22 protein-coding genes are annotated in these 20547 nt (G+C 65.0%); 12 read left to right on the top strand and 10 right to left on the bottom strand.

Annotation, left to right across the window (positions count from 1 at the left end):
* Nucleotides 1-198 precede the first annotated feature (198 nt).
* Genes QM789_RS11120 through QM789_RS11110 form a run of 3 tightly spaced genes read left to right on the top strand, consistent with a single transcriptional unit; the run spans nucleotide 199 to nucleotide 3547 of the window.
* A complete protein-coding gene (locus tag QM789_RS11120) occupies nucleotides 199-1578 on the top strand; it encodes an aldehyde dehydrogenase family protein (protein WP_420351966.1) in 1380 nt (459 codons plus the stop codon).
* 55 nt (nucleotides 1579-1633) lie between these two features.
* Nucleotides 1634-2533: a DMT family transporter gene (locus tag QM789_RS11115; RefSeq protein WP_420351965.1), complete on the top strand. Its 900-nt coding sequence runs from the start codon at nucleotides 1634-1636 to the stop codon at nucleotides 2531-2533.
* Between the two features lie 33 nt (nucleotides 2534-2566).
* The gene (locus QM789_RS11110; RefSeq protein ID WP_420351964.1) at nucleotides 2567-3547 is read left to right on the top strand and encodes an LLM class flavin-dependent oxidoreductase; all 981 of its coding nucleotides are present in this window, start codon (nucleotides 2567-2569) and stop codon (nucleotides 3545-3547) included.
* Here QM789_RS11110 and QM789_RS11105 read toward each other — a convergent pair.
* Nucleotides 3474-4565 carry a hypothetical protein gene (locus tag QM789_RS11105; protein WP_420351963.1) on the bottom strand — a complete coding sequence of 364 codons (1092 nt, stop codon included), beginning with the start codon at nucleotides 4563-4565 and terminating at the stop codon, nucleotides 3474-3476. The genes QM789_RS11110 and QM789_RS11105 overlap by 74 nt on opposite strands.
* Nucleotides 4566-4763: 198 nt before the next feature.
* Between QM789_RS11105 and rpsF the strand changes: the two genes are divergently transcribed.
* From rpsF to QM789_RS11085, 4 genes are all read left to right on the top strand, one after another.
* Nucleotides 4764-5162, top strand: coding sequence for a 30S ribosomal protein S6 (rpsF, locus tag QM789_RS11100; protein ID WP_420351962.1), 399 nt, complete (start codon nucleotides 4764-4766; stop codon nucleotides 5160-5162).
* Nucleotides 5163-5177: 15 nt separating this feature from the next.
* Entirely contained in the window at nucleotides 5178-5405 is a 228-nt protein-coding gene (gene rpsR, locus QM789_RS11095; protein ID WP_128180829.1) for a 30S ribosomal protein S18, read from the top strand.
* Between the two features lie 12 nt (nucleotides 5406-5417).
* Nucleotides 5418-5990, top strand: coding sequence for a 50S ribosomal protein L9 (gene rplI, locus QM789_RS11090; RefSeq protein ID WP_420351961.1), 573 nt, complete (start codon nucleotides 5418-5420; stop codon nucleotides 5988-5990).
* A 68-nt stretch (nucleotides 5991-6058) separates the two neighbouring features.
* A complete protein-coding gene (locus QM789_RS11085; protein ID WP_420351960.1) occupies nucleotides 6059-6580 on the top strand; it encodes a GNAT family N-acetyltransferase in 522 nt (173 codons plus the stop codon).
* A 79-nt stretch (nucleotides 6581-6659) separates the two neighbouring features.
* Here QM789_RS11085 and tig read toward each other — a convergent pair whose 3' ends face one another.
* The 8 genes from tig to QM789_RS11045 form a co-directional block, all read right to left on the bottom strand.
* Complete coding sequence (tig, locus tag QM789_RS11080) at nucleotides 6660-7994, bottom strand: trigger factor (protein WP_420351959.1); 1335 nt, start codon at nucleotides 7992-7994, stop codon at nucleotides 6660-6662.
* Between the two features lie 107 nt (nucleotides 7995-8101).
* Nucleotides 8102-8710, bottom strand: coding sequence for an ABC-type transport auxiliary lipoprotein family protein (locus QM789_RS11075; protein WP_420351958.1), 609 nt, complete (start codon nucleotides 8708-8710; stop codon nucleotides 8102-8104).
* Nucleotides 8711-8718: 8 nt separating this feature from the next.
* Nucleotides 8719-9942: an MlaD family protein gene (locus QM789_RS11070; RefSeq protein ID WP_420351957.1), complete on the bottom strand. Its 1224-nt coding sequence runs from the start codon at nucleotides 9940-9942 to the stop codon at nucleotides 8719-8721.
* Between the two features lie 3 nt (nucleotides 9943-9945).
* Nucleotides 9946-10722: an ABC transporter ATP-binding protein gene (locus tag QM789_RS11065; protein WP_420351956.1), complete on the bottom strand. Its 777-nt coding sequence runs from the start codon at nucleotides 10720-10722 to the stop codon at nucleotides 9946-9948.
* Entirely contained in the window at nucleotides 10719-11807 is a 1089-nt protein-coding gene (locus QM789_RS11060; protein WP_420351955.1) for an MlaE family lipid ABC transporter permease subunit, read from the bottom strand. Before QM789_RS11060 ends, QM789_RS11065 begins: the two co-directional genes overlap by 4 nt.
* Before the next feature lie 108 nt (nucleotides 11808-11915).
* Entirely contained in the window at nucleotides 11916-13871 is a 1956-nt protein-coding gene (gene parE, locus QM789_RS11055; protein WP_420351954.1) for a DNA topoisomerase IV subunit B, read from the bottom strand.
* A 72-nt stretch (nucleotides 13872-13943) separates the two neighbouring features.
* The gene (locus QM789_RS11050; protein WP_420351953.1) at nucleotides 13944-14246 is read right to left on the bottom strand and encodes a hypothetical protein; all 303 of its coding nucleotides are present in this window, start codon (nucleotides 14244-14246) and stop codon (nucleotides 13944-13946) included.
* 97 nt (nucleotides 14247-14343) lie between these two features.
* Nucleotides 14344-15006 carry a glutathione S-transferase family protein gene (locus QM789_RS11045; RefSeq protein WP_420351952.1) on the bottom strand — a complete coding sequence of 221 codons (663 nt, stop codon included), beginning with the start codon at nucleotides 15004-15006 and terminating at the stop codon, nucleotides 14344-14346.
* A 144-nt stretch (nucleotides 15007-15150) separates the two neighbouring features.
* Here QM789_RS11045 and ppk2 point away from each other — a divergent pair, with 144 nt between their 5' ends.
* From ppk2 to QM789_RS11025, 4 genes are all read left to right on the top strand, one after another.
* Nucleotides 15151-16158 carry a polyphosphate kinase 2 gene (gene ppk2 / locus QM789_RS11040; protein ID WP_420351951.1) on the top strand — a complete coding sequence of 336 codons (1008 nt, stop codon included), beginning with the start codon at nucleotides 15151-15153 and terminating at the stop codon, nucleotides 16156-16158.
* A 226-nt stretch (nucleotides 16159-16384) separates the two neighbouring features.
* Nucleotides 16385-16840 carry a c-type cytochrome gene (locus QM789_RS11035; RefSeq protein WP_420351950.1) on the top strand — a complete coding sequence of 152 codons (456 nt, stop codon included), beginning with the start codon at nucleotides 16385-16387 and terminating at the stop codon, nucleotides 16838-16840.
* Between the two features lie 4 nt (nucleotides 16841-16844).
* Entirely contained in the window at nucleotides 16845-17414 is a 570-nt protein-coding gene (locus QM789_RS11030; protein WP_420351949.1) for a cytochrome b/b6 domain-containing protein, read from the top strand.
* Nucleotides 17415-17481: 67 nt separating this feature from the next.
* Nucleotides 17482-18843, top strand: coding sequence for an MATE family efflux transporter (locus tag QM789_RS11025; RefSeq protein ID WP_420351948.1), 1362 nt, complete (start codon nucleotides 17482-17484; stop codon nucleotides 18841-18843).
* Between the two features lie 30 nt (nucleotides 18844-18873).
* On the opposite strand, the gene QM789_RS11020 is transcribed toward QM789_RS11025, so the two are convergent.
* On the bottom strand, nucleotides 18874-20076 hold the full coding sequence (locus tag QM789_RS11020; protein ID WP_420351947.1) for a pyridoxal phosphate-dependent aminotransferase: 1203 nt from the start codon (nucleotides 20074-20076) through the stop codon (nucleotides 18874-18876).
* A 126-nt stretch (nucleotides 20077-20202) separates the two neighbouring features.
* Here QM789_RS11020 and QM789_RS11015 point away from each other — a divergent pair, with 126 nt between their 5' ends.
* Complete coding sequence (locus QM789_RS11015) at nucleotides 20203-20469, top strand: succinate dehydrogenase assembly factor 2 (protein ID WP_420351946.1); 267 nt, start codon at nucleotides 20203-20205, stop codon at nucleotides 20467-20469.
* The last annotated feature ends 78 nt before the right edge of the window (nucleotides 20470-20547 follow it).

The raw sequence follows: 20547 nt of genomic DNA, 5'->3' as shown, positions 1-20547 counted from the left end.
TGCAGGAAACTGCATGTAGAGGGGACGGAAGCACGGAAGTATACAATTGTCTATGTTGGAGCAGCCATGCGTTGCGCGCATGGATCGCATGTCGCAATAAAATTGCCAGAGCATGGCGTTATGATCCGACGCATGGGCTTGCCCCGGCGGCGGTCGCGTTGGAAGGTCCGGGCGAAGCGGGATGCGCAAGGAGGCGGTATGAGTGTCGAGGAGAGTTTCGCGCGGCTGGCGGCGAGCAATGCGCGGCGGCGTGTGGCGTTCGGCCTGACCGAACGGCGCCGGGTGCTGCGCGATCTGGCCGCGGCGCTCAGTCGCCACGAGGCCGCGATCCTTGCGGCCCTCGCGCAGGATCTGGGCAAGGCCGAGGCCGAGAGCCGGTTGACCGAGATCCTGCCCGTCCGGGCCGAGATCCGCCACGCCCTGCGCCATCTGCGCCGCTGGATGCGTCCGCGTCGGGTGGCGCCGATGCTCGCTCTTCTGGGCACATCGGCGCGGATCCGGCCCGAGCCGCGCGGGACGGTGCTGATCATCGCGCCGTGGAACTATCCGCTCGGGCTGTCGATCGGGCCGCTGGTGTCGGCGCTGGCGGCGGGGAATGCGGCGGTGGTGAAGCCCTCCGAACTCGCTCCGGCCACGTCGGCGGTGGTGGCGCGGGTGCTGGCGGAGCTGCCCGCCGATCTGGTCGCGGTGGCTCAGGGTGGGGCCGAGACCGCGACCGCGCTGCTGGACCTGCCCTTCGACCATATCTTCTTCACCGGTTCGCCCGAGGTGGGCCGCGTGGTGATGGCTGCGGCGGCGGAGCGGTTGATCCCGGTGACGCTGGAACTTGGCGGCAAGTCTCCGGCGATCGTTGGACCGGGGGCGGATATTGGCCGGGCGGCGCGGATGATCGCCTGGGGCAAATTCGTCAATGCCGGGCAGACCTGCATCGCGCCCGATCACGTCTATGTCCCGCGCGCGCGGATGGACGACCTGCTCGCCGCGCTGCGGGCCCGGATCCGGGCGATGTATGGCAAACGGCCGGATGATCTGGCGCGGATCGTCAACACCCGGCATTTTGCCCGCCTGACCGGGCTGATCGCCTCGGCGCGCGCAGCGGGCGCCGGGGTCGAGGGCGGCGAGGCGGATGAGGCCGCCCGCATCCTGACCCCCACGCTCCTGACCGGCACCACGCCGGAGATGCCGGTATCGGGGCAGGAAATCTTCGGCCCCATCCTGCCGGTGATTCCCTATGACAGCATCGAAGACGTCCTGACCTGGATCGAGGCCGGGCCGAAGCCGCTCGCGCTCTATGTCTTTGAACGCGACCCGGCGATGATCGAACGCCTGACCCATGCCACCAGTTCGGGCGCCGTGGGGGTGAATGTGACGCTCGCGCATTTCATGCATACCGGCTTGCCATTCGGGGGTGTGGGCCGCTCTGGCATCGGCGCGGCGCATGGGGAATGGGGGTTTCGCGCCTTCAGCCACGAAAAACCCGTGCTGCGGGATCGGTTCTCGGCGCTGCCGCTGCTGATGCCGCCCTATGGCCGGGGGCGCAGCGCGCTGATCCGGCTGGCGCAGCGGCTGTTCGGCTAGCCCCTTGCCGCCGCTCCGGATTTGCCGCAAACCGGCGCCAGACGGAGGCACGGACATGCAACAGTCACGGATCGGACCTATGGCTCTGGCGGCGCTCGCGCTGCCATCGCTGTTCTGGGCGGGGAATTTCATCGTGGCGCGGGCGGCGCGGGGCGAAGTGCCGCCGATGGCGCTCAGCTATGGGCGCTGGCTGATCGCGGGGCTGTGCATGCTGCCCTTCGCGCTGCCGCATCTGCGCCGCGATGCGCCGTGGTATCGGGCGAACTGGAAGCTGGTGCTGGGCACGGCGGTGACCGGGGTGACGCTGTTCAACACGCTGGTCTATCTGGGCCTGCGCTATACGAATGCGACGAACGGGATGCTGCTGAATTCCACCATCCCGGTGCTGATCCTGCTGATGGGCGCGCTGTTCATGGGGCGGCCGCTGCGGGGCGGGCAGGCGATCGGGCTGGCGGTGTCGATCCTCGGGGTCGCGGTGATCATCCTGCATGGCGAATGGTCGCGGCTGGTGACGCTGGAATTTTCCATGGGCGACCTGATCATCTTCGGCGCGATGGTCAGCTGGGCGATCTACACGCTCTGGCTGACCCGGATCCCGGCGTCGGTCAACCGGCTCGGCCTGCTGACGGTGCAGATCGGGATCACGCTGGTGCTGCTGACGCCGTTCCTGATCGCGGAAATCGCCTCGGGTCAGGTGCCGACATGGAGCCCAGCGGCCATCGCGGCGCTGCTTTATGTGGGGCTGGTGCCTTCGGTCCTGGCGACGCTGCTTTACATGAAGGCGGTGTCGCTCGCGGGCCCGGCGCTGGCGGGGCAGTCGATCCACCTGTTGCCGCTTTACGGCGCGCTGCTTTCGACCCTGTTCCTGGGCGAGGAGCTGCATCTCTATCACGCCATCGGCTTTGCGCTGATCCTGAGCGGGATCGTGATTGCCGGACGCTTGGGAAAACGCTGACCCCGCCCTAGATGGAGGGGGAAAGGAACCGCCATGATCCCCTATTCCCTGCTCGACCTCTCGCCCATTCCGCAGGGCGCGACCCCCGGCGACGCGCTGCGCAACACCGTGGACCTCGCGCGCCATGCCGAGGGTTGGGGCTATCACCGCTACTGGCTGGCGGAGCATCACAATTCCACGGGTATCGCTTCGGCGGCGACGGCGGTGGTGATCGGCCATGTCGCCGATCATACCCGCACGATCCGGGTGGGGTCGGGAGGCATCATGCTGCCGAACCATGCGCCGCTTCAGGTGGCCGAAGCCTTCGGCACGCTGGAAACGCTGTTTCCCGGGCGGATCGACCTTGGTCTGGGCCGCGCGCCCGGAACGGATGGGGTGACGGCGCAGGCCCTGCGCCGCGGCGTGCTGAACGCCGACCGCTTCCCCGAGGATGTCGTCGAACTGCTGGGCTATCTGAAACCGGCGGAGGAGGGCCAGCCCGTGCAGGCGGTTCCGGGGCAGGGGACGAATGTCCCGGTCTGGATGCTGGGATCGTCACTGTTCGGTGCGCAGCTGGCCGCCTATCTGGGCCTGCCCTATGCTTTTGCCTCGCATTTCGCCCCCGACGCGCTGGACGAGGCAGTAGATCTTTACCGCGTACGGTTCCGCCCGGGCGTGACGCAGGCGCCGCGCTTCATGCTGGCGGTCAACCTGTTCGCCGCGGAAACCGATGCCGAAGCACATCTGTTGCGGTCATCCATGATCCAGAGCTTCATCAACCTGCGTCGAGGCAAGACCGGCCCCCTGCCGCCGCCCTGCGCCGATCTGTCCACGGTGGCCAGCCCGGCGGAAATCGCCCTGGCCGAACGCGCCCTGCGCGTGGTGGCGGTGGGCAACCCGCAAACGGTGCAGGACCGGCTGAGGGGCTACATCGACACCTACCGCCCCGACGAACTCATCCTCACGGGCCATATCTTCGATCACGCCGCCCGGCTCCGCAGTTTCGCGATCGGGGCGGAGGTGATGAAGGACTGACGCGGGAGTCGGGCTGCTTGTCGCATGCCTTGACATAGACACGCTGGATGCTTCCCGCAGGCAATTCCACAACCCGGTCCGGTCCGGTCTGGCCATTGGACAGGCGCACATAGGATGGCCCGCCCAATGCGGACCACACCAGCGTTGCGTTTGTGAGTGTCCAGAGCGTCTTGTTCGTTTGCTCAAAGTGATGGTCCGACTTCGCCCCAAGAGCAATCATCTTATCGCGGATTTCATCGTTCACCATGAGGATGTCGTCATGGCCAGACCGAATATTCAGCACTTCCATAGTATAACGCAGGATCGGGCGGTCTGACCCCGCGAGGACCAGTATGAAGATAGCCATCACGGGAATGGCAAGGATTACACTTGGGGTGGTGCGATGAAATACCGGGAGAGTGAGGATGGCGCCGATGCCGAAGAACGCAATGAGGGTGAGGGCGGTTTCTGAAAATAGTTCGTTCGGATTGATGTAAAGATAGGTCGTGCCCCAGATCACAAAGACAGCTATAGAATATAGGATAATGAGTATCCCTTGGGATATTTTGTCGCCCGATGTGTTGTAGAGGTTCGATACAGTCAAACCCATTAGGGACAGTATTCCTAGTATCACCAAGAGCAGCGCCCAAAAGAAGGCGCCAAGTGTCAGCGGGAGTAGCGAGAGTGTGATCCAAAAGAAGGCGCTGTCGGACGGAAGCCTGAATAGTGCGGCACGTATCCCGAACCCCAACGCAGTGATGGGGAGCGCCGCGATGAACGCGCCCAGCAGCACGGCTGCCATTATCACGAAGAAAGCCATTGTGATGCCGATCAGCGCCAGCCCTTGTGTCAGGGAGCCCGGCAAGGGGATGCCTTCATGCACCGTGTAAAGCACCACGAGACCGAAGCTCAGCAGCGCACCGAAGGGACTGACCTCGCGCAGGATAGTGAGTATTTCACGCAGTCGGGCGAGGGAAAGCGAAGCCTTGGGCGGAGATGGACGGCGAGGCCGAAGGGGGCGCAAACGGGGACGAGACATCAGCAGGTTCCGGGAAATTTTGCGGCGGATCCTAGCCGAGGGGCCACGGCAGGGAAAGCCCGGAAGAACCTTGCAATCGCGCCGCGATACCGTATAAGGCCCACACTTCCGCAATCATGTGAACCGGCGGAGCCTCTCGTGGTGGGCCGCGGAAGTTTTTGCCCTCCTATGAAGCCGCCTTGTGAAACAGGAGCATACATGCCGCTTTACGAGCATGTCCTCATCGCGCGTCAGGACCTGTCCAACGCGCAGGCCGAAGGTCTCGTCGAACATTTCTCGACCGTTCTCGCCGACAACGGCGGCAAGGTCGTGGGCACCGAATATTGGGGTGTCAAGACGATGGCCTACAAGATCAACAAGAACCGCAAGGGGCATTACGCCTTCTTCCGCACCGACGCGCCCTCGGCCGCCGTGCAGGAAATGGAGCGTCTCGCCCGTCTGCATGACGACGTGATGCGCGTGCTGACCGTCAAGGTCGATGCCCATGACGAAGGCGTCTCGATCCAGATGCAGAAGCGCGAAGAGCGCGAAGACCGTGGCTCGCGTGACGACCGCGGCCCCCGTGGTGATCGCGGCGACCGCCGCGAGCGTCGTTGATCGGAGGACTGACACATGGCCAACAAACCGTTTTTCCGCCGCCGCAAGGTCTGCCCGTTCTCGGGCGACAACGCGCCGAAGATCGACTACAAGGACACCCGTCTGCTGCAACGCTACATCAGCGAACGCGGCAAGATCGTCCCCGCCCGCATCACCGCCGTCTCGGCGAAGAAGCAGCGTGAACTGGCCCGCGCCATCAAGCGTGCCCGCTTCCTCGCCCTGCTTCCCTACGCCGTGAAGTAAGGAGCAAGTCCCATGCAAGTCATCCTGCTGGAACGCGTGGCCAAGCTCGGCCAGATGGGCGAAGTGGTCAACGTCAAGGACGGGTTCGCCCGCAACTTCCTCTTGCCGCAAGGCAAGGCGCTGCGCGCGTCGGAAGCCAACATCAAATCCTTCGAGGCCCGCAAGGCCCAGCTTGAGGCTAACAACCTCGAAACGAAGAAGGAAGCCGAGGCGCTGGCCGAGAAGCTCGAAGGTCAGACCTTCGTGGTGATCCGCTCCGCGTCGGATTCGGGCGCGCTCTACGGTTCGGTCACCCCGCGTGACGCCGCCGAGGCCGCGACCGCTGGTGGTTTCACCGTCGACCGCAAGCAAGTTGCGCTCAAGTCGCCGATCAAGGATCTGGGCCTGCACGAAGTGCATGTCGTCCTGCATCCGGAAGTCGATGTGACGATCGTTCTGAACGTCGCGCGCTCGAACGAAGAAGCGGAACTGCAAGCCTCGGGCAAGTCGATCCAGCAACTCGCCGCCGAAGCGGAAGCCGAGGCCGAGTTCGAGATCGCCGAACTGTTCGACGAAGTTGGCGCCGCCGCTTCGGACGACGAATAATCGAACCCTTCACGGGGTTTGCGGCCGCGTCCCTCCCGGGGCGCGGCCGTTTTCATTGGGGGATGGGGATGATCGAGACGGAACGGCTGTTGCTGCGTCCCGTGGCAGTGGCGGATCTTGCGGAGGTCGTGGCGATGCTGTCCGATCCGGGCACGTCCCGGTTTCTGGGCGGGGTGAGCGATCCGGAGGGGATCTGGAACAAGCACCTGCGCAATATCGGCCATTGGACGGCCTTCGGCTACGGCATCTTCACTGTGCGCCGCGTCTTGGATGGGGCGTATGTGGGGCAGATCGGCCTTGGGCATTTCTGCCGTGGACTGGGGACCGATTTCGATCCGTTCCCGGAGGCGGGCTGGGTCCTCGACGGGAGGATGCACGGCCAGGGCTATGCGCTGGAGGCCGCGCGGGCGGTGCATCGCTGGTTCACGGCGGAGCAGGGCGCGGGGCGGCGGGTTTGCCTCATCCATCCGGACAATGCGGCCTCGCTGCGTGTGGCGGAGCGGATGGGCTATCGGCCTTATGACACGGCGGAATATCGGAATGCGCCGGCGGTGAAGCTGGAACTTCTGCCCGAAACCGTGGCTCCCTGAGCCGGGACAATGCCAGAGGTGAACCCTGAAACGCAAAAGGCCGCCCCGAAGGGCGGCCTTTCGTTTGAGGGAGCGCGGATCAAACTTCGTCCAGCGCTTCGATCGCCTTTTGCAGATCTTCCTTCGAGACTTCCTTCTCGGTCACCTCGGCGCCATTGACGATGTAGTCAACAACTTTGTCCTCGAAGATCGGCGCGCGCAGTTGCTGTTGCATCTGCGGGTTCTGCTGCACGAATTCAAAGAAAGCGCGTTCCTGGCCCGGATATTGGCGGGCCTGGTTCAGCACGGCCTGGGTGAATTCGGCATCGGTGACCTCGATCTCCTGCTTGCGGCCGAGTTCGGCCAGCAGCAGACCCAGACGCACGCGGCGCTCGGCCAGCTTGTTGTGCTCGTCGGTCGGTTCGATCGCGCCGTGATCGTGGCCGTGATCTTCCGGATGCTCTTCGTGGTAAAGCTGATGCGCGATCTGATGCGCTTCGGCTTCCACCAGCGACGGCGGCAGGTCGAACTTCACCTTGGTGTCGAGCACGTCAAGCAGGCCGCGCTTCAGAACGGCGCGGGCGGCGCCCTTGTATTCGGCTTCCAGACGCTCGGCGATCTGCGCCTTCAGGGCGGCCAGATCTTCGGCACCGAATTTCTTCGCCAGTTCGTCGTCGATCTCGGCTTCCTTCGGCGCCTTCACCGCGGTGACCTTGGTCTTGAACAGGGCTTCCTTACCGGCCAGATGCTTCGCACCGTAGTTTTCCGGGAAGGTGACCTTCACTTCGACTTCTTCCTCGGCCTTGGCACCGGTCAGCTGGTCCTCGAAGCCCGGGATGAAGGTGTTGGAACCGAGGACCAGCGGATAGCCTTCGCCCTTGCCGCCCTCAAAGGCTTCGCCGTCGATGAAGCCCTCGAAGTCGATGGTGATCTGATCGCCTTCCTTCGCCTTCGAACCCTTGCGGCGGTCCTCGAAGACCTGCGCGGTCTTGGCGAGGTTGGCCAGCGCCTCGGTCACGGCTTCGTCTTCGGCCTTCACCACCAGACGTTCCAGCTTGACGTCCGACAGGTCGACATCCGGAATCGCGGGGAGCGCTTCGTAGGCGACGTTGACAACAACGTCATCGCCTTCCTTCCAGGTCTCGCCCCCGGCCATTTCGACCTTCGGTTGCAGCGCCGGACGGTCGCCCGTTTGCGCGAAATGTTCTTTCATCGCGGTGTCGACGGCTTCCTGCATCGCATCGCCCAGAACCCGCGCGCCGAAGGTCTTGCGCAGCATCGGCAGCGGCACCTTGCCCTTGCGGAAGCCCTTCAGCTCGACCTCGGGCTGCGCCTCCAGCAGCTTTTCGGTGACCTTCGCATCCAGTTCCGCAGCGGGAATGGTGATCGTGTAGCCGCGCTTCAGGCCTTCGTTCAGCGTCTCGGTGACCTGCATGGGTATCCTCTGTTATCCGGGCGTGCCCGCAACGGGGCGCGCGTCAATCGCTTTTGTCTGCCGCCTTCTATTGTTCGGGGGCGGCAGAGGCAAGGTGAAAAGCGGGCCTAGCGGCAGCCGGTGCCCATGGCGCGCAGGCCCCAGGCGGTGATCTGCGCCGTCAGGTCGCGGGCCGCGGCGTCGAAGGCCGGGACCAGATCGGCGGTCTTCGTCGAGGCGGCGGGGCGGGTGACGGCGAACCGGCTGCGGGCCGCCACGCGGGCGTCGCCCTCACGCACCAGTTGCGCATCCACGGTCAGCCGCACCTGCGGCCCGGCCTCGCTGACCTCGGCGTTGAAATCCTCGATCTCGGAAATCAGCGCATAGTCCCCCGCCGCACCGAGCGGCGCGCGCCCGACGTGGGAGAAGGCATCATAGCGGGCGAAACCGCGCACCAGCAGCGTTTGCAGCATCACCGGCACGCTGTCGCCCCATTGCGCATCGGGGAGGTATTGCGCCTCCAGCGCGCCGGGGCGGATCATGATCCGGTCGGTGTCGAGCGTGCTGCGCGTCTTCGGGGTCTCGACCACCAGTTCGGTGCCGGTGCGGCGCGCGCATTGGCGCGGGCTGTCATCGGCGGGCAGCAGTTCATAGACGCCGCGGGCGGGTGCGGTCAGCGCGCCGAGCGTGGAGCAGCCGGCGAGCGAGAGGATCAGGGGCAGGGCGATGATGCGCATGGGGAACCTCAGCGGCGGAATTCGGGCGCGCGTTGCCCGGTGAGCAGTTGCGACGGGTTGCGGCGCAGGTTGGAAACGAGCTGGTTGGTGTTGTCGATCAGGCTGCGCAGATCCACGGCCAGCCGGGTGAACTGCGGCAGGCCGTCGCGGGCAAAGCCCTGAACCGGGGCGCGGGCGCTGTCCATCATGCCGCGCAGGCTGACGAAGGCGGTATCGGCGGAATCGGCGGCGCTGCGCAGGCGGGTCATGATTTCGGGCAGATCGCCCGACACATTGCCGATCGCGCCGTTCAGGCTCGACAGAGTGTTGCGGAAATCCGTCAGAACGGGGTTGAAATCGGTGTTCAGCGCCTTGGCCGCGCCGTCGAAGGCGAGCTTCGCCGAGCCCAGCGTTTCGGCCGCATCGGGCATCGCCGCGCTGAGCTTTCCGGTCAGCGGGCGCAGGTCGGTTTCGACATAATCGCCAACCTTGCCGATGGCGGTGGCGCCCGCGTCGATCAGGGTATTGGCCCTGTCGGCGGTTTCGACCACCTTGCTCAGCACGGTGTCGGCATTGGCGAGCGTCGTCTTGACCGCATCGCCCAGCCCCTGGAACTTGTCCCCGAAATCGGAGACCCCGCCCGCCGCCGAGCCGATCGCCGAAGTGGCGGCGGAAATGTCGGCCATCGCCCGGTCCAGATTGCCACTGGAGCGTTCAACGTTGTCGAGGATGTTGCGCACCCGGGTCTGGTTCTCCTCGCCCAGAAGCTCGGTCAGTTGCGCGGTGACGGTGTTCAGCCGCTCGATCATCTCCGGGCCCTGATCACTCAGCGTTTGCAGCACCGAGCCGCGCGCCGGGATCACCGGCACGCCCGAAGCCGCCGTCCGCAGGAGGGGCTGGCCCGCGCTGCCCGCAGTGATGGCGACATTGCTCACCCCGGTCACGCCCTGCAACACCAGAGACGCGGTGGAATCAGCGCGCACGGGGGTGTCTTCCTTGATCTCCACCCGTACCCGCACCGTGCCATCGCCCCGGTCCGACAGTTCCATGTCGATCACCTTGCCGACCGACAGGCCCGAGAAGCTAACGTCGGAGGAGACGGACAGGCCGCTCACCTCGGGGAAATAGATGTCATACCAGGCGAATTGGCGGTTCAGTTGCAGCTTTGCGAACCACATCAGAAACAGCAAGATCCCGACGAACCCCGCCACGGTGAAGGCGCCGATCAGCATGTAATTGGCCTTGGTCTCCATCCGTCACTCCTTCTTCCGGCCGCTTTCCATCGCGGCATGGGCGCGGGGCCCGTGGAAATATTCATGGACCCAGGGATGATCGACCTTCATCATGTCGGCCATCGTCCCGGTCGTCAGCACTTTCTTCTCGGCCAGTACCGCGATCCGGTCGCAGCAGGCATGCAGCGTGTCAAGGTCATGCGTCACCAGAACCACGGTCAGGTTCATCATGTTGCGCAGGTTGACGATGAGTTGGTCAAAGGCATCGGCGCCGATCGGGTCGAGCCCGGCCGTCGGTTCGTCCAGAAACACGATTTCCGGGTCGAGCGCCAGTGCCCGCGCGATACCCGCCCGCTTGCGCATCCCGCCCGAGAGATCGGCGGGGTATTTCGCATTCGCGAGCCAGGGCAGCCCCGACATCGACACCTTCAGTTGCGCCAGCGCCACGCGCTGTTCATCCGTCAGGCCGGGAATGTCGCGCAGCGGCACCTCGACGTTTTCCTGCACGGTGAGCGAGGAGAACAGCGCCCCGTTCTGGAACATCATCCCCCAGCGGCGTTCGAGCGCGGCGCGTTCCTCGGGCGGCAGGTCGCCGATCGTCTGGCCCAGCACCGTCACCTTGCCCGCCGCCGGCCGCACCAGCCCGACGATCGAGCGCAGCAGCACCGATTTCCCCGTGCCCGACCCGCCGACGATGCCCAGGATCTCGCCCCGGTAGACATCGAGGTCGAGCCCGTCATGCACCACATGGCTGCCGAAGCGGTTCACCAGCCCGCGCACTTCGATGACCGTTTCCCTCATATCCCGATCTCCGAGAAGAAGATCGAGAAGATCGCATCCAGCACGATCACCGCGAAGATCGCCTGCACCACCGCCGTCGAGGTCATGGCGCCAAGCGAGGCCGCGTCATTGCCGACCTTCATGCCGCCCCGCACGCCGATGATGCCGATCACCAGCGCGAAGACCGGCGCCTTCGACAGGCCGACGACCGCGTGCCAGATGCTGGTATCCGCCACCAGCCGCCCGGTGAACATCGAAGGCGAAATGCCGAGCGTGATCCAGGACATCAGCCCGCCGCCCACAAGCCCGGCGATATTCGCGACCAGCCCGAGGATCGGCAGCATCAGCACCAGCGCCAGCACCCGCGGCAGCAGCAGAACCATATCCGGGTCGAGGCCCAGCGTGCGCATCGCGTCGATCTCTTCCTGCATCTTCATCGAGCCGATCGACGCCGTGAGCGCCGAGGCCGTCCGCCCCGCCACCACGATCGCCGTCATCAGGATCCCCAATTCGCGCAGGAGCGAAATCGAGATCAGGTCGACGACGAAAATCTCCGCCCCGAACTGTTTCAGCTGCGTTGCGCCCTGAAAGGCCAGCACGATGCCGATCAGGAAGGCCATCAGCGACACGATCGGCACCGCCCGCAGCCCGGTTTCCTGACAGTGATACACCAGCGAGGTCAGCCGGAATTCCGACGGATGCCGGATCGCCCGCCCGACCGATGCCAGGAACCGCCCGAAATATTCCGCCAGTTCCGCCATCTGCGCGCCGAAGCCCGCCACCGAAACGCCGATATTCGCGAACCACACCCGCATCCCGGTTTCCGGCGGGCTTTGCGGATCGGGCCGGGGCAGGGCGGCGGTGACGACATCGAGCAGCCTGGCATGGCCGGGGCTCAGCCCGTCGATCTGCGCGCCCGCCTGTTGCCGCCGGGCAATCTCCCACGCACCCGCCGTATCGAGCCGCGTCAGACCGGACAGGTCCAGCCGCCCAGCCTGCGCAGGCAGCTCCGGCAAAGTCCAGACCGTCAGATCCCCGGACAGGCGCAGCCCCTCGCCGGTGGTGTCGCAACTCAGGGCATGCGGTGGACGTATATCGTCAGCCACGGCGATGCCCCCTTGCGACAATCTCCTGATTTCCGCGCATTCCATTCCGTTCCAAGGCCGCGATCATCCGCAGTTTGTCACCAATCCCCGGCAGGGGCAACGATCGGCTCACACGTCCAGCTCTTCGACGAAACGCGCGTTTTCCTGAATATACTGGAACCGCAGTTCGGGCTTCTTACCCATCAGCCGCTCGACCAGATCGCCGGTTTCGCCGGGGAAGTCGTCGTCGATGGTGACCCGGATCAGCTTGCGCGTCGCGGGGTTCATCGTCGTGTCCTTGAGGTCCTTGGCGTCCATCTCGCCCAGCCCCTTGAACCGCTGCACGTCGATCTTGCCCTTGCCGCCAAGGCCCTTCTTCAGCCACTCTTCTTTCTCGGCATCGTCGGAGACATAGATCCGCCGCGCGCCCTGCGTCAGCCGGTACAGCGGCGGGCAGGCCAGATACAGATGCCCCTTGTCGATCAGGGGCCGCATCTGGGTGAAGAAGAACGTCATCAGCAGCGATGCGATATGCGCGCCGTCCACATCTGCGTCGGTCATGATGATGATCTTGTCATAGCGCAGATCGTCGACGCGGAACTTCGTACCGAGCGCCACCCCGAGCGCCTGCGACAGGTCGTTGATCTCCTGATTCTGGCCCAGTTTCGACGAAGCCGCGCCCAGCACGTTCAGGATCTTGCCCCGCAGCGGCAAGAGCGCCTGATGCGTCCGGTCCCGCGCCATCTTCGCCGACCCGCCCGCCGAGTCGCCTTCGACGATGAACAGTTCCGTGCCGGAGCGGTTCGTCGCCGAACAATCGACCAGCTTGCCGGGCAGGCGCAGCTTTTTCGTCGCCGTCTTGCGCGAGGTTTCCTTTTCCGCGCGCCGCCGCAACCGTTCCTCGGCCCGCAGCACGAGGAAATCGAGAATCGCCCCCGCCGATTTCGGGTCCGACGCCAGCCAGTTGTCGAAATGGTCGCGCACCGCGCTTTCCACCCATTTCGCGCATTCCTCGGTGCTCAGCCGGTCCTTCGTCTGCCCCACGAACGAAGGCTCGCGGATGAAGACGGAAATCAGCGCACAGCCGCCGGTCAGCATGTCCTCGCGCGTGATCAGCCCGGCCTTCTTGTTGTTCGACAATTCGCCATAGGCCCGCACGCCCTTGAGGATCGCGGCCCAGAACCCGGCCTCATGCGTGCCGCCCTCGGGCGTGGGGACGGTGTTGCAATAGGACTGGATGAAGCCGTCGCGCATGGGCGTCCAGTTGATCGCCCATTCGACGGACCCGGGGACGCCGAACTTCTCCTCGAAGCTCACCTTGCCGGAGAACGGCTTGTCGGCATAGGTCGATGTGCCCGCCAGCGTTTCATTGAGAAAATCCGCGAGCCCGTTCGGGAAATGGAACGTCGCCTCCATCGGCGTGTCGCCATCCGGGATCGCCGTCTTCCAGCGGATTTCCACGCCCGAGAACAGGAACGCCTTCGAGCGGGTCATCCGGAACAGCCGCGTAGGTTTCAGCGCGAGCGAGCCGAAAATCTCCGGATCGGCATGAAAGGTCACCGAAGTCCCGCGCCGGTTCGGCGCCGCGCCCAGCTTTTCGACCGGACCCTGCGGCACGCCGCGCGAAAAGCGTTGCTCGAACAGTTCGCGGTTGCGCGCGACCTGCACGATCATCACATCCGACAGCGCGTTCACCACCGACGAGCCCACGCCGTTCAGACCGCCCGAAGTCGAATAGGCCTTGTTCGAGAATTTCCCGCCCGCGTGCAGCGTGCACAGGATCACCTCCAGCGCCGATTTGCCGGGGAATTTCGGATGCGGATCGACCGGGATGCCCCGGCCGTTGTCGGTGACGGTGACGGAGCCGTCCGCGTTCAGCTCGACCCCGATCCGGGTCGCGTGTCCCGCAACGGCCTCGTCCATGGCGTTGTCGAGAATCTCGGCCACCATGTGATGCAGCGCGCGTTCGTCCGTGCCGCCGATATACATCCCCGGACGCTTGCGGACAGGTTCGAGCCCTTCGAGCACCTCGATCGAGGAGGCGTCATAGGTCTCGGCCTGCGCGGAGAGGAGGTCATCGGCCATGCTGCTCTGTCCCTTGTGGTTGTTGGCCCAAGGGATACCGCAGCTTGGGGGGCAGGGGCAAGCGGCGCGGTCTCAGACGAAGCGCGCCATCAGCAGGATCGAGCAGACCGCCATCGAAACGCCCAGGATTTCCCGTGCTTCGAGCCGTTCGCCGAACTGAAACACCCCGATTCCCACCAGCGCGAGCAGCGAGAATACCGAAAACGCCACCCCGGTCTGCGAAAGGGTCATGCGTTGCAACGCCAGAAACCAGCCGATCGCGGAGAGTCCATAAAGCCCGAACCCGGCTGCGACGAGCGGCGATGACAACGTGTGGCCGCGTTCAACCGCGACCTTCAGCGCGACATCGCCCGCAATGACGACAAGCGTCGCCATGAAACACAGTCCATAGGAAATCAAGGATGCCATAATGCTATCGGAGACAATGAAACTGCTTTCTCATAGCAGAATTCACGCCTTCCGACAAAACATTTCACGCGGGCTCCGCCTCCCGCGCCTGCCACATCCGTTTGAAGGCCGGGCGCGACTGGCACAGCTCCAGCCAGCCTTTCACCCGTGGGAAGCGGCCCATCAGCGCGGCATCGGGCTGCGCATAGCGCAGGATTTCCGCCATGTTGATGTCGGCGATGGTGAAGCGCCCGCCGACGATATGGCTATGCGTCGTCAGATGAGCCTCCAGCACGGCGAGGGGGCGCAGGAGGCTGTCCTCCGCCGCCTTGACCTCCGGGTCATCGGCGGACCTGCCGGCGCCGAACAGGGTCTGGATCGCCAGCGCGGGGCTTTCGACCGAGGTCGCGCCGAACAGCGTCCATTGCAGCATCTGCGCCTCTTCGCGCGGGGTCGCCGGGCCGAGCGGGCCATCCGTCTTGCCCGCCAGATAAAGGTTGATCGCCAGCGATTCCGACAGCACGAAGCCGTCCTCCTCCAGCACCGGCACCGCCCCCGCGGGCGACAGGCGCAGGAATTCGCGCGAGCGGGTGTTGAAGGGGGCATCCGGCGCGGCGGGGTCGATGCCCTTCGCCAGCAGACGGTTCGCCTGGATCACCGGGCGCAGCCGCCAGGGCAGGCCCAGTTCCTCCAGCGCCCAGATGTTGCGCGTGGCGCGCGACCGGCAGACACCCCAGATCGTGATCATCGTCCCCTCCCTGTTTGCGCCAGCCTGCCGTGCGGCGGTGGGAAAGGAAAGGGCGAAGAACGCGGCGCGGATTTGATGCGTGTCAAGGAATTGTTGTCACATCGCCGTTACGGTGCCGCCAGAACAGGACAGGAGCACATGCGCATGGAAGATCAGACCCCCTCGGATACCGTCACGCTTGTAACGCCCGCCGAACTCCCCGCCGCGGCGCCGGTCGAGCCGGAGCCGGTCGCTCCCGGGGAAGGGGCGCTGAGCGGACCGACGGCGTTCCCGCGGATCGACCCGAACGCGATCCGGCTGGCCTTTGAAAGCGGTCGTTATCCCTATCCGCGGCATATGGGCCGCCCCGCCTATGAAAAGGAAAAGGCGCTGCTTCAGGCTGAACTGCTGAAGGTGCAGCTATGGGCGCAGGATACCGGGCAGAAATTCGTCATCCTGTTCGAGGGCCGCGATGCCGCGGGCAAGGGTGGCACGATCAAGCGGTTCATGGAGCATCTGAACCCGCGCTTCGCCCGCGTGGTGGCGCTGAACAAGCCGTCCGAGATCGAGAAGGGCCAGTGGTTCTTTCAGCGCTATATCGAGCATCTGCCCACCGCCGGGGAAATGGTGTTCTACGACCGCAGCTGGTATAACCGCGCGGGCGTGGAGCGGGTGATGGGCTTCTGCTCGCCCACCGAATATCTGGAATTCATGCGCCAGACGCCGGAACTCGAACGGATGCTGGTGCGCTCCGGGGTGCGGCTTTACAAATACTGGTTCTCGGTCACGCGCGAAGAGCAGCGCCGCCGCTTCAAGGAGCGCGAGACCGACCCGCTGAAGCGCTGGAAGCTCAGCCCGATCGACCTCGCGTCGCTCGACAAATGGGATGACTATACCGAGGCGAAGGAGGCGATGTTCTTCTATACGGACACCGCCGATGCGCCTTGGGTCATCGTCAAGTCGAACGACAAGAAGCGGGCGCGGCTGAACTGCATGAAGCATTTCCTGTCGACGCTCGACTATCCGGATAAGGATCTGGATATCGTCGGCGCGCCGGATCCGCTGCTGGTCGGTCATGCGAGCCATGTGGTGAACAAATCGGAACATGTGCTGGGCGCGGCGCTGCATCCGTCGCTGCGCAGCTTTGGCACAGGCAAAGCCGCGGCATCCTGATACGCGTTCAGGATGCTGAATGCGACGATTGGCCGCCCCCGTGAATGCGCGGGGGCAGCCATTGAATTCGCATGGTTTTTCTTCTGGCTTGTCCTGACTTTCCCGTGAGCTGGGGCAAGTCGGGCTGGACCTGCCGCGCCGCAGCGTGTCACCCTTCGGAAGCGGCCGACGGAATCCGATACGGTGCGCGTATAGACAGTGCCAGCGATGAATTGAGGATAGACCCATGCGCAAGCTCGCCCTTTTGACACTTCCGGTCGCGATCGCCCTCGGGGCGGCCAGCGTGGCCTCCGCCGACAGTTCAGGGGCGATCGCCACCCGCCACGCCTATTTCAAGAGCCTCGGCTTTCAGATGAAGAAGATGGGCGAGATCGCGAAATCCTTCGATCCGGCGGCGGCGAAGGCGCAGGCGGTGGAGTTCGAGTCGATTCTGAAGACTGATTTCAAGACCCTGTTCCCGGAAGGCACCTCGGCGAAGGATATTCCGGCGGATAACGGCGCCAAGCCCGAGATCTGGACGAATTTCGACGATTTCCTGGCGAAGGAAGCCGCGTTCAAGGCCGCGGGGGCCGAACTGGTCGCCGCCGCGCAGGGCACGGATGCCAAGGCTTTCGGCGCCGCGATGGGCAAGACCGGTGGCACCTGCAAGGCCTGCCACGACGACTACCGTCTGCCGCAGTAAACCGATGGCGGAGCGTTCCTCGGGACAGATCTGGGATCCGGCGCTGCGGGTGTTCCACTGGACGCTGGCCTTCGCGGTCACGGCGGGCTGGCTTCTGGGGCATTTCGGCCCGTTGCAGATGACGCTGCATTTCCGGCTGGGCTATCTCGTCGCGGCGCTGCTGGTGTTCCGGCTGGTCTGGGGCTTTGTCGGGCCGCGCAATGCGCGGTTCGCGAGCTTCGTGACGGGGCCGGGGCCGGTGCTGCGCTATCTGCGCACGCTGCCCAAGCGCACGGCGGCGCATGTGACCGGGCATAACCCGCTTGGCGGCTGGTCGGTCGTGGCGATGCTGGTGGTGCTGGCGGCGCAGGTCTTTACCGGGCTGACGATGGATCCGGAGGATTACATCAACACCGGCCCGCTGGCGGAACATTTCTCCGGCAGCTGGAACCGGCGGGCGCTGTCGATCCATCACCTGCTGGGCAATGTGCTGCTCGGGCTGGTGGCGCTGCATGTCGGCGCGATCCTGTTCTACCGGATCTGGAAGCGGCAGGATCTTGTCACCCCGATGATCACCGGGCGCGAGCGGGACTGATCATTCTAACGACTGGACGGCGCGCGGGCGGAAGGGTAGCTTGCGCGCCATGTCCGAACATATTCAAATGCCCCCGCGGCTTTCTTTCGCCGCCCATATCCGTGCGCTTCTGACGCTCGGCCTGCCGCTCGTCGGCTCCAACCTCGCCCAGATGGGGCTGCATGTCGCCGATACGGTGATGATGGGCTGGTATGGGGTGCGGGAACTGGCCTCGGTCGTGCTGGGCGCGGGGTTCTTCTGGATCCTGTTCCTGATGGGCTCCGGGTTTTCCTATGCGCTGATGGGGCGGGTGTCGGCGGCGCTCGGCTCCGGCGACGAAACGCAGGTGCGGCGCGATACGCGGATGGCGATCTGGCTTTCGGTGCTGGCGGGCGTGCTGATGATGCCGGTGCTGTGGTTCTCCGGGTCGATCCTGCGCGCACTTGGGCAGCAGTCGGAAATCGCCGATCTGACCGGGCAATTCCTGCGCATTGCGATGTGGGGCATGGTGCCGGCACTGATCGTTGCGGTGCTGAAGGCCTATCTGAGCGCGTTCGAGCGCACCCGCGTCGTGCTTGCGGTGACGCTGGTGGCGGTGGCACTGAACATCGGCTCGAACTGGTTGTTCATCTTCGGCAATCTGGGCATGCCGGAACTGGGCCTGCGTGGCGCGGCGCTGAGTTCGGTGATGGTGCAGATCATTTCCGCCACGGTGCTGATGATCTATGCCGCGCGCCTGCCGGAACTGCGCCGCTTCACGCTCTTCGCCCGGTTCTGGCGCCCGGATTGGGAGGCGTTCCGCGCGGTGTTCCGCGTCGGCATGCCGATCGGCCTGACCTCGGTGTTCGAGACCTCGATGTTCCAGGCCTCGGCGGTGATGATGGGCTGGATAGGGACGGTGCAACTGGCGGCGCATGGGATCGCGCTCGAACTCGCCTCGCTGGCCTTCATGGTGCATATGGGCCTGTCGAATGCGGCGACGATCCGTGTTGGCCGAGCGCAGGGCGGGCGCGATCTGCGCGGCATGCGCGATGGCGCGGCGGCGGGGCTGGCGCTGTCCTTCGGCTTCGGCTTCGTGACGGTTGCCTGTTTCCTGCTGCTGCCGCATCAATTGATCGGGCTGTTTCTGGACCGCTCTTCGGCGGAGGCCGGGCAGATCCTGATCTTCGGCACGGTGCTGCTGGCGGTGGCGGGGCTGTTCCAGCTGTTCGACGCGGCGCAGGTGATGGCGCTCGGCCTGCTGCGCGGCGTGCAGGATACGCGGGTGCCGATGTGGGTTGCGGGGGGCAGCTACTGGCTGGTAGGCATCCCGGCGAGCTATGTTCTGGCTTTCCCGCTGGGGCTGGGCGGCGCCGGGCTCTGGCTCGGGCTGGCGTCGGGGCTGGCCTGTTCGGCGGTGATCCTGACGCTGCGGTTCTGGCGCGGGCCATGGCTGACCCCGCGGGGGTGATCCGGGCCGGAGACCGGCCCGGATACGGGATTACTTCAGACCTTCGCAGAACGCCTTGATCCGGGCGCAGGCTTCGGTCAGCTGCGCGTCCGAGGTGGCATAGCTGATGCGGAAGTTGGGGCTCAGGCCGAAGGCCGCGCCGAACACCACGGCGACGCCGTTTTCTTCGAGCAGCGCCGAGGCGAAGGCTTCGTCATCCACGATCTTCACGCCGCCCGCCGAGGTCTTGCCGATGCAGCCCGCGATCGAGGGGTAGACGTAGAACGCGCCCTCCGGCGTCGGGCAGGTGATGCCGGGGCAGGTGTTCAGCGCGGAGACGACCAGATCGCGGCGGCGCTCGAACGCCTTCTTGCTCTCGGTGATATAGTCCTGCGGACCGGTCAGCGCCTCCAGCGCGGCATATTGGCTGACCGAGCAGGGGTTCGAGGTCGATTGCGACTGCACCTTGCCCATCGCCTTGATCAGGGCATCCGGCCCGCCGGCATAGCCGATCCGCCAGCCGGTCATCGCATAGGCTTTCGACACGCCGTTGCAGGTCAGCGTGCGGTCGTAAAGGCCGGGTTCGACCTGCGCGGGCGTGGTGAATTCGAAATCGCCGAACACGAGATGCTCATACATGTCATCCGACATGATCCAGACCTGCGGATGGCGCATCAGCACATCGGTCAGCGCCTTCAGTTCCTCGCGCGAATAGGCCGCGCCTGAGGGGTTCGAGGGCGAATTGAAGATGAACCACTTCGTTTTCGGCGTGATCGCGGCCTCAAGCTGTTCGGGCGTGATCTTGTAGCCGGTCTGCATGTTGCCTTCGACGAAGGTCGGCGTGCCGCCTGCGAGCAGCACCATATCCGGATAGCTGACCCAGTAGGGCGCGGGGATCAGCACTTCATCGCCCGGGTTCAGCGTCGCGACCAGCGCATTGTAAAGCACCTGCTTGCCGCCGGTGCCGACGGTGATCTGCGAGGGCTTGTAGCTCAGGCCGTTTTCGCGCGCGAACTTGTCGCAGATCGCCTGCTTCAGTTCCGGGATGCCGTCGACGGCGGTGTATTTCGTCTTGCCGGATTCGATCGCGGCGATCGCGGCCTTCTTGATGTTGTCCGGCGTGTCGAAATCGGGTTCGCCCGCGCCCAGGCCGATGACATCGCGCCCGGCGGCTTTCAGCTCGCGCGCCTTGTTGGTGACAGCAATCGTGGGCGAGGGCTTCACCCGGGCAAGCGTATCGGAAAGGAAAGCCATGTCGGTGCTCCGGTTTGTATCTGACCGGAGCCATTCTTTACGCGCGAGCCGGGTGTGGATCAAGGACATCCGGGCTTGACGGGGCGCCGGGCACGGGGCAAGCCCGGCGAAACGATGGAGGACGGCATGGAAACCCCGGAAGCCCGGCTGAAACGGATGCGGATGCGTAGCTGGCGGCGCGGCACGAAGGAGATGGACATGATCCTCGGCCCCTGGTCTGATGCGCGGCTGGCGGATCTGGATCAGGCGCGGCTGGAGATCTACGAGCGCGTGCTCGAAGAGAATGACCAGGATCTGTATCTCTGGGTCTCGGGCGCGCGGCCCTGTCCGGAGGAATATCGCGATCTGCTGGCGGAAATCGGCGCTTTCGCGCGGGAGCGTCACGCCCAGTAACAAGCGAGCGATGAATTCGTGACCGCTTAACTGAATTTTCGGGCTTTTGGGCGAATCTCCGTCGCAGACGAAATGGCG

Origin of the sequence: Paenirhodobacter sp. (genome assembly GCF_047600745.1) — a bacterium.
GTDB lineage: Bacteria > Pseudomonadota > Alphaproteobacteria > Rhodobacterales > Rhodobacteraceae > Rhodobacter.
The sequence above is the reverse complement of the archived record's forward strand: the minus strand, read 5'-3'. Positions and strand labels throughout refer to the sequence as shown.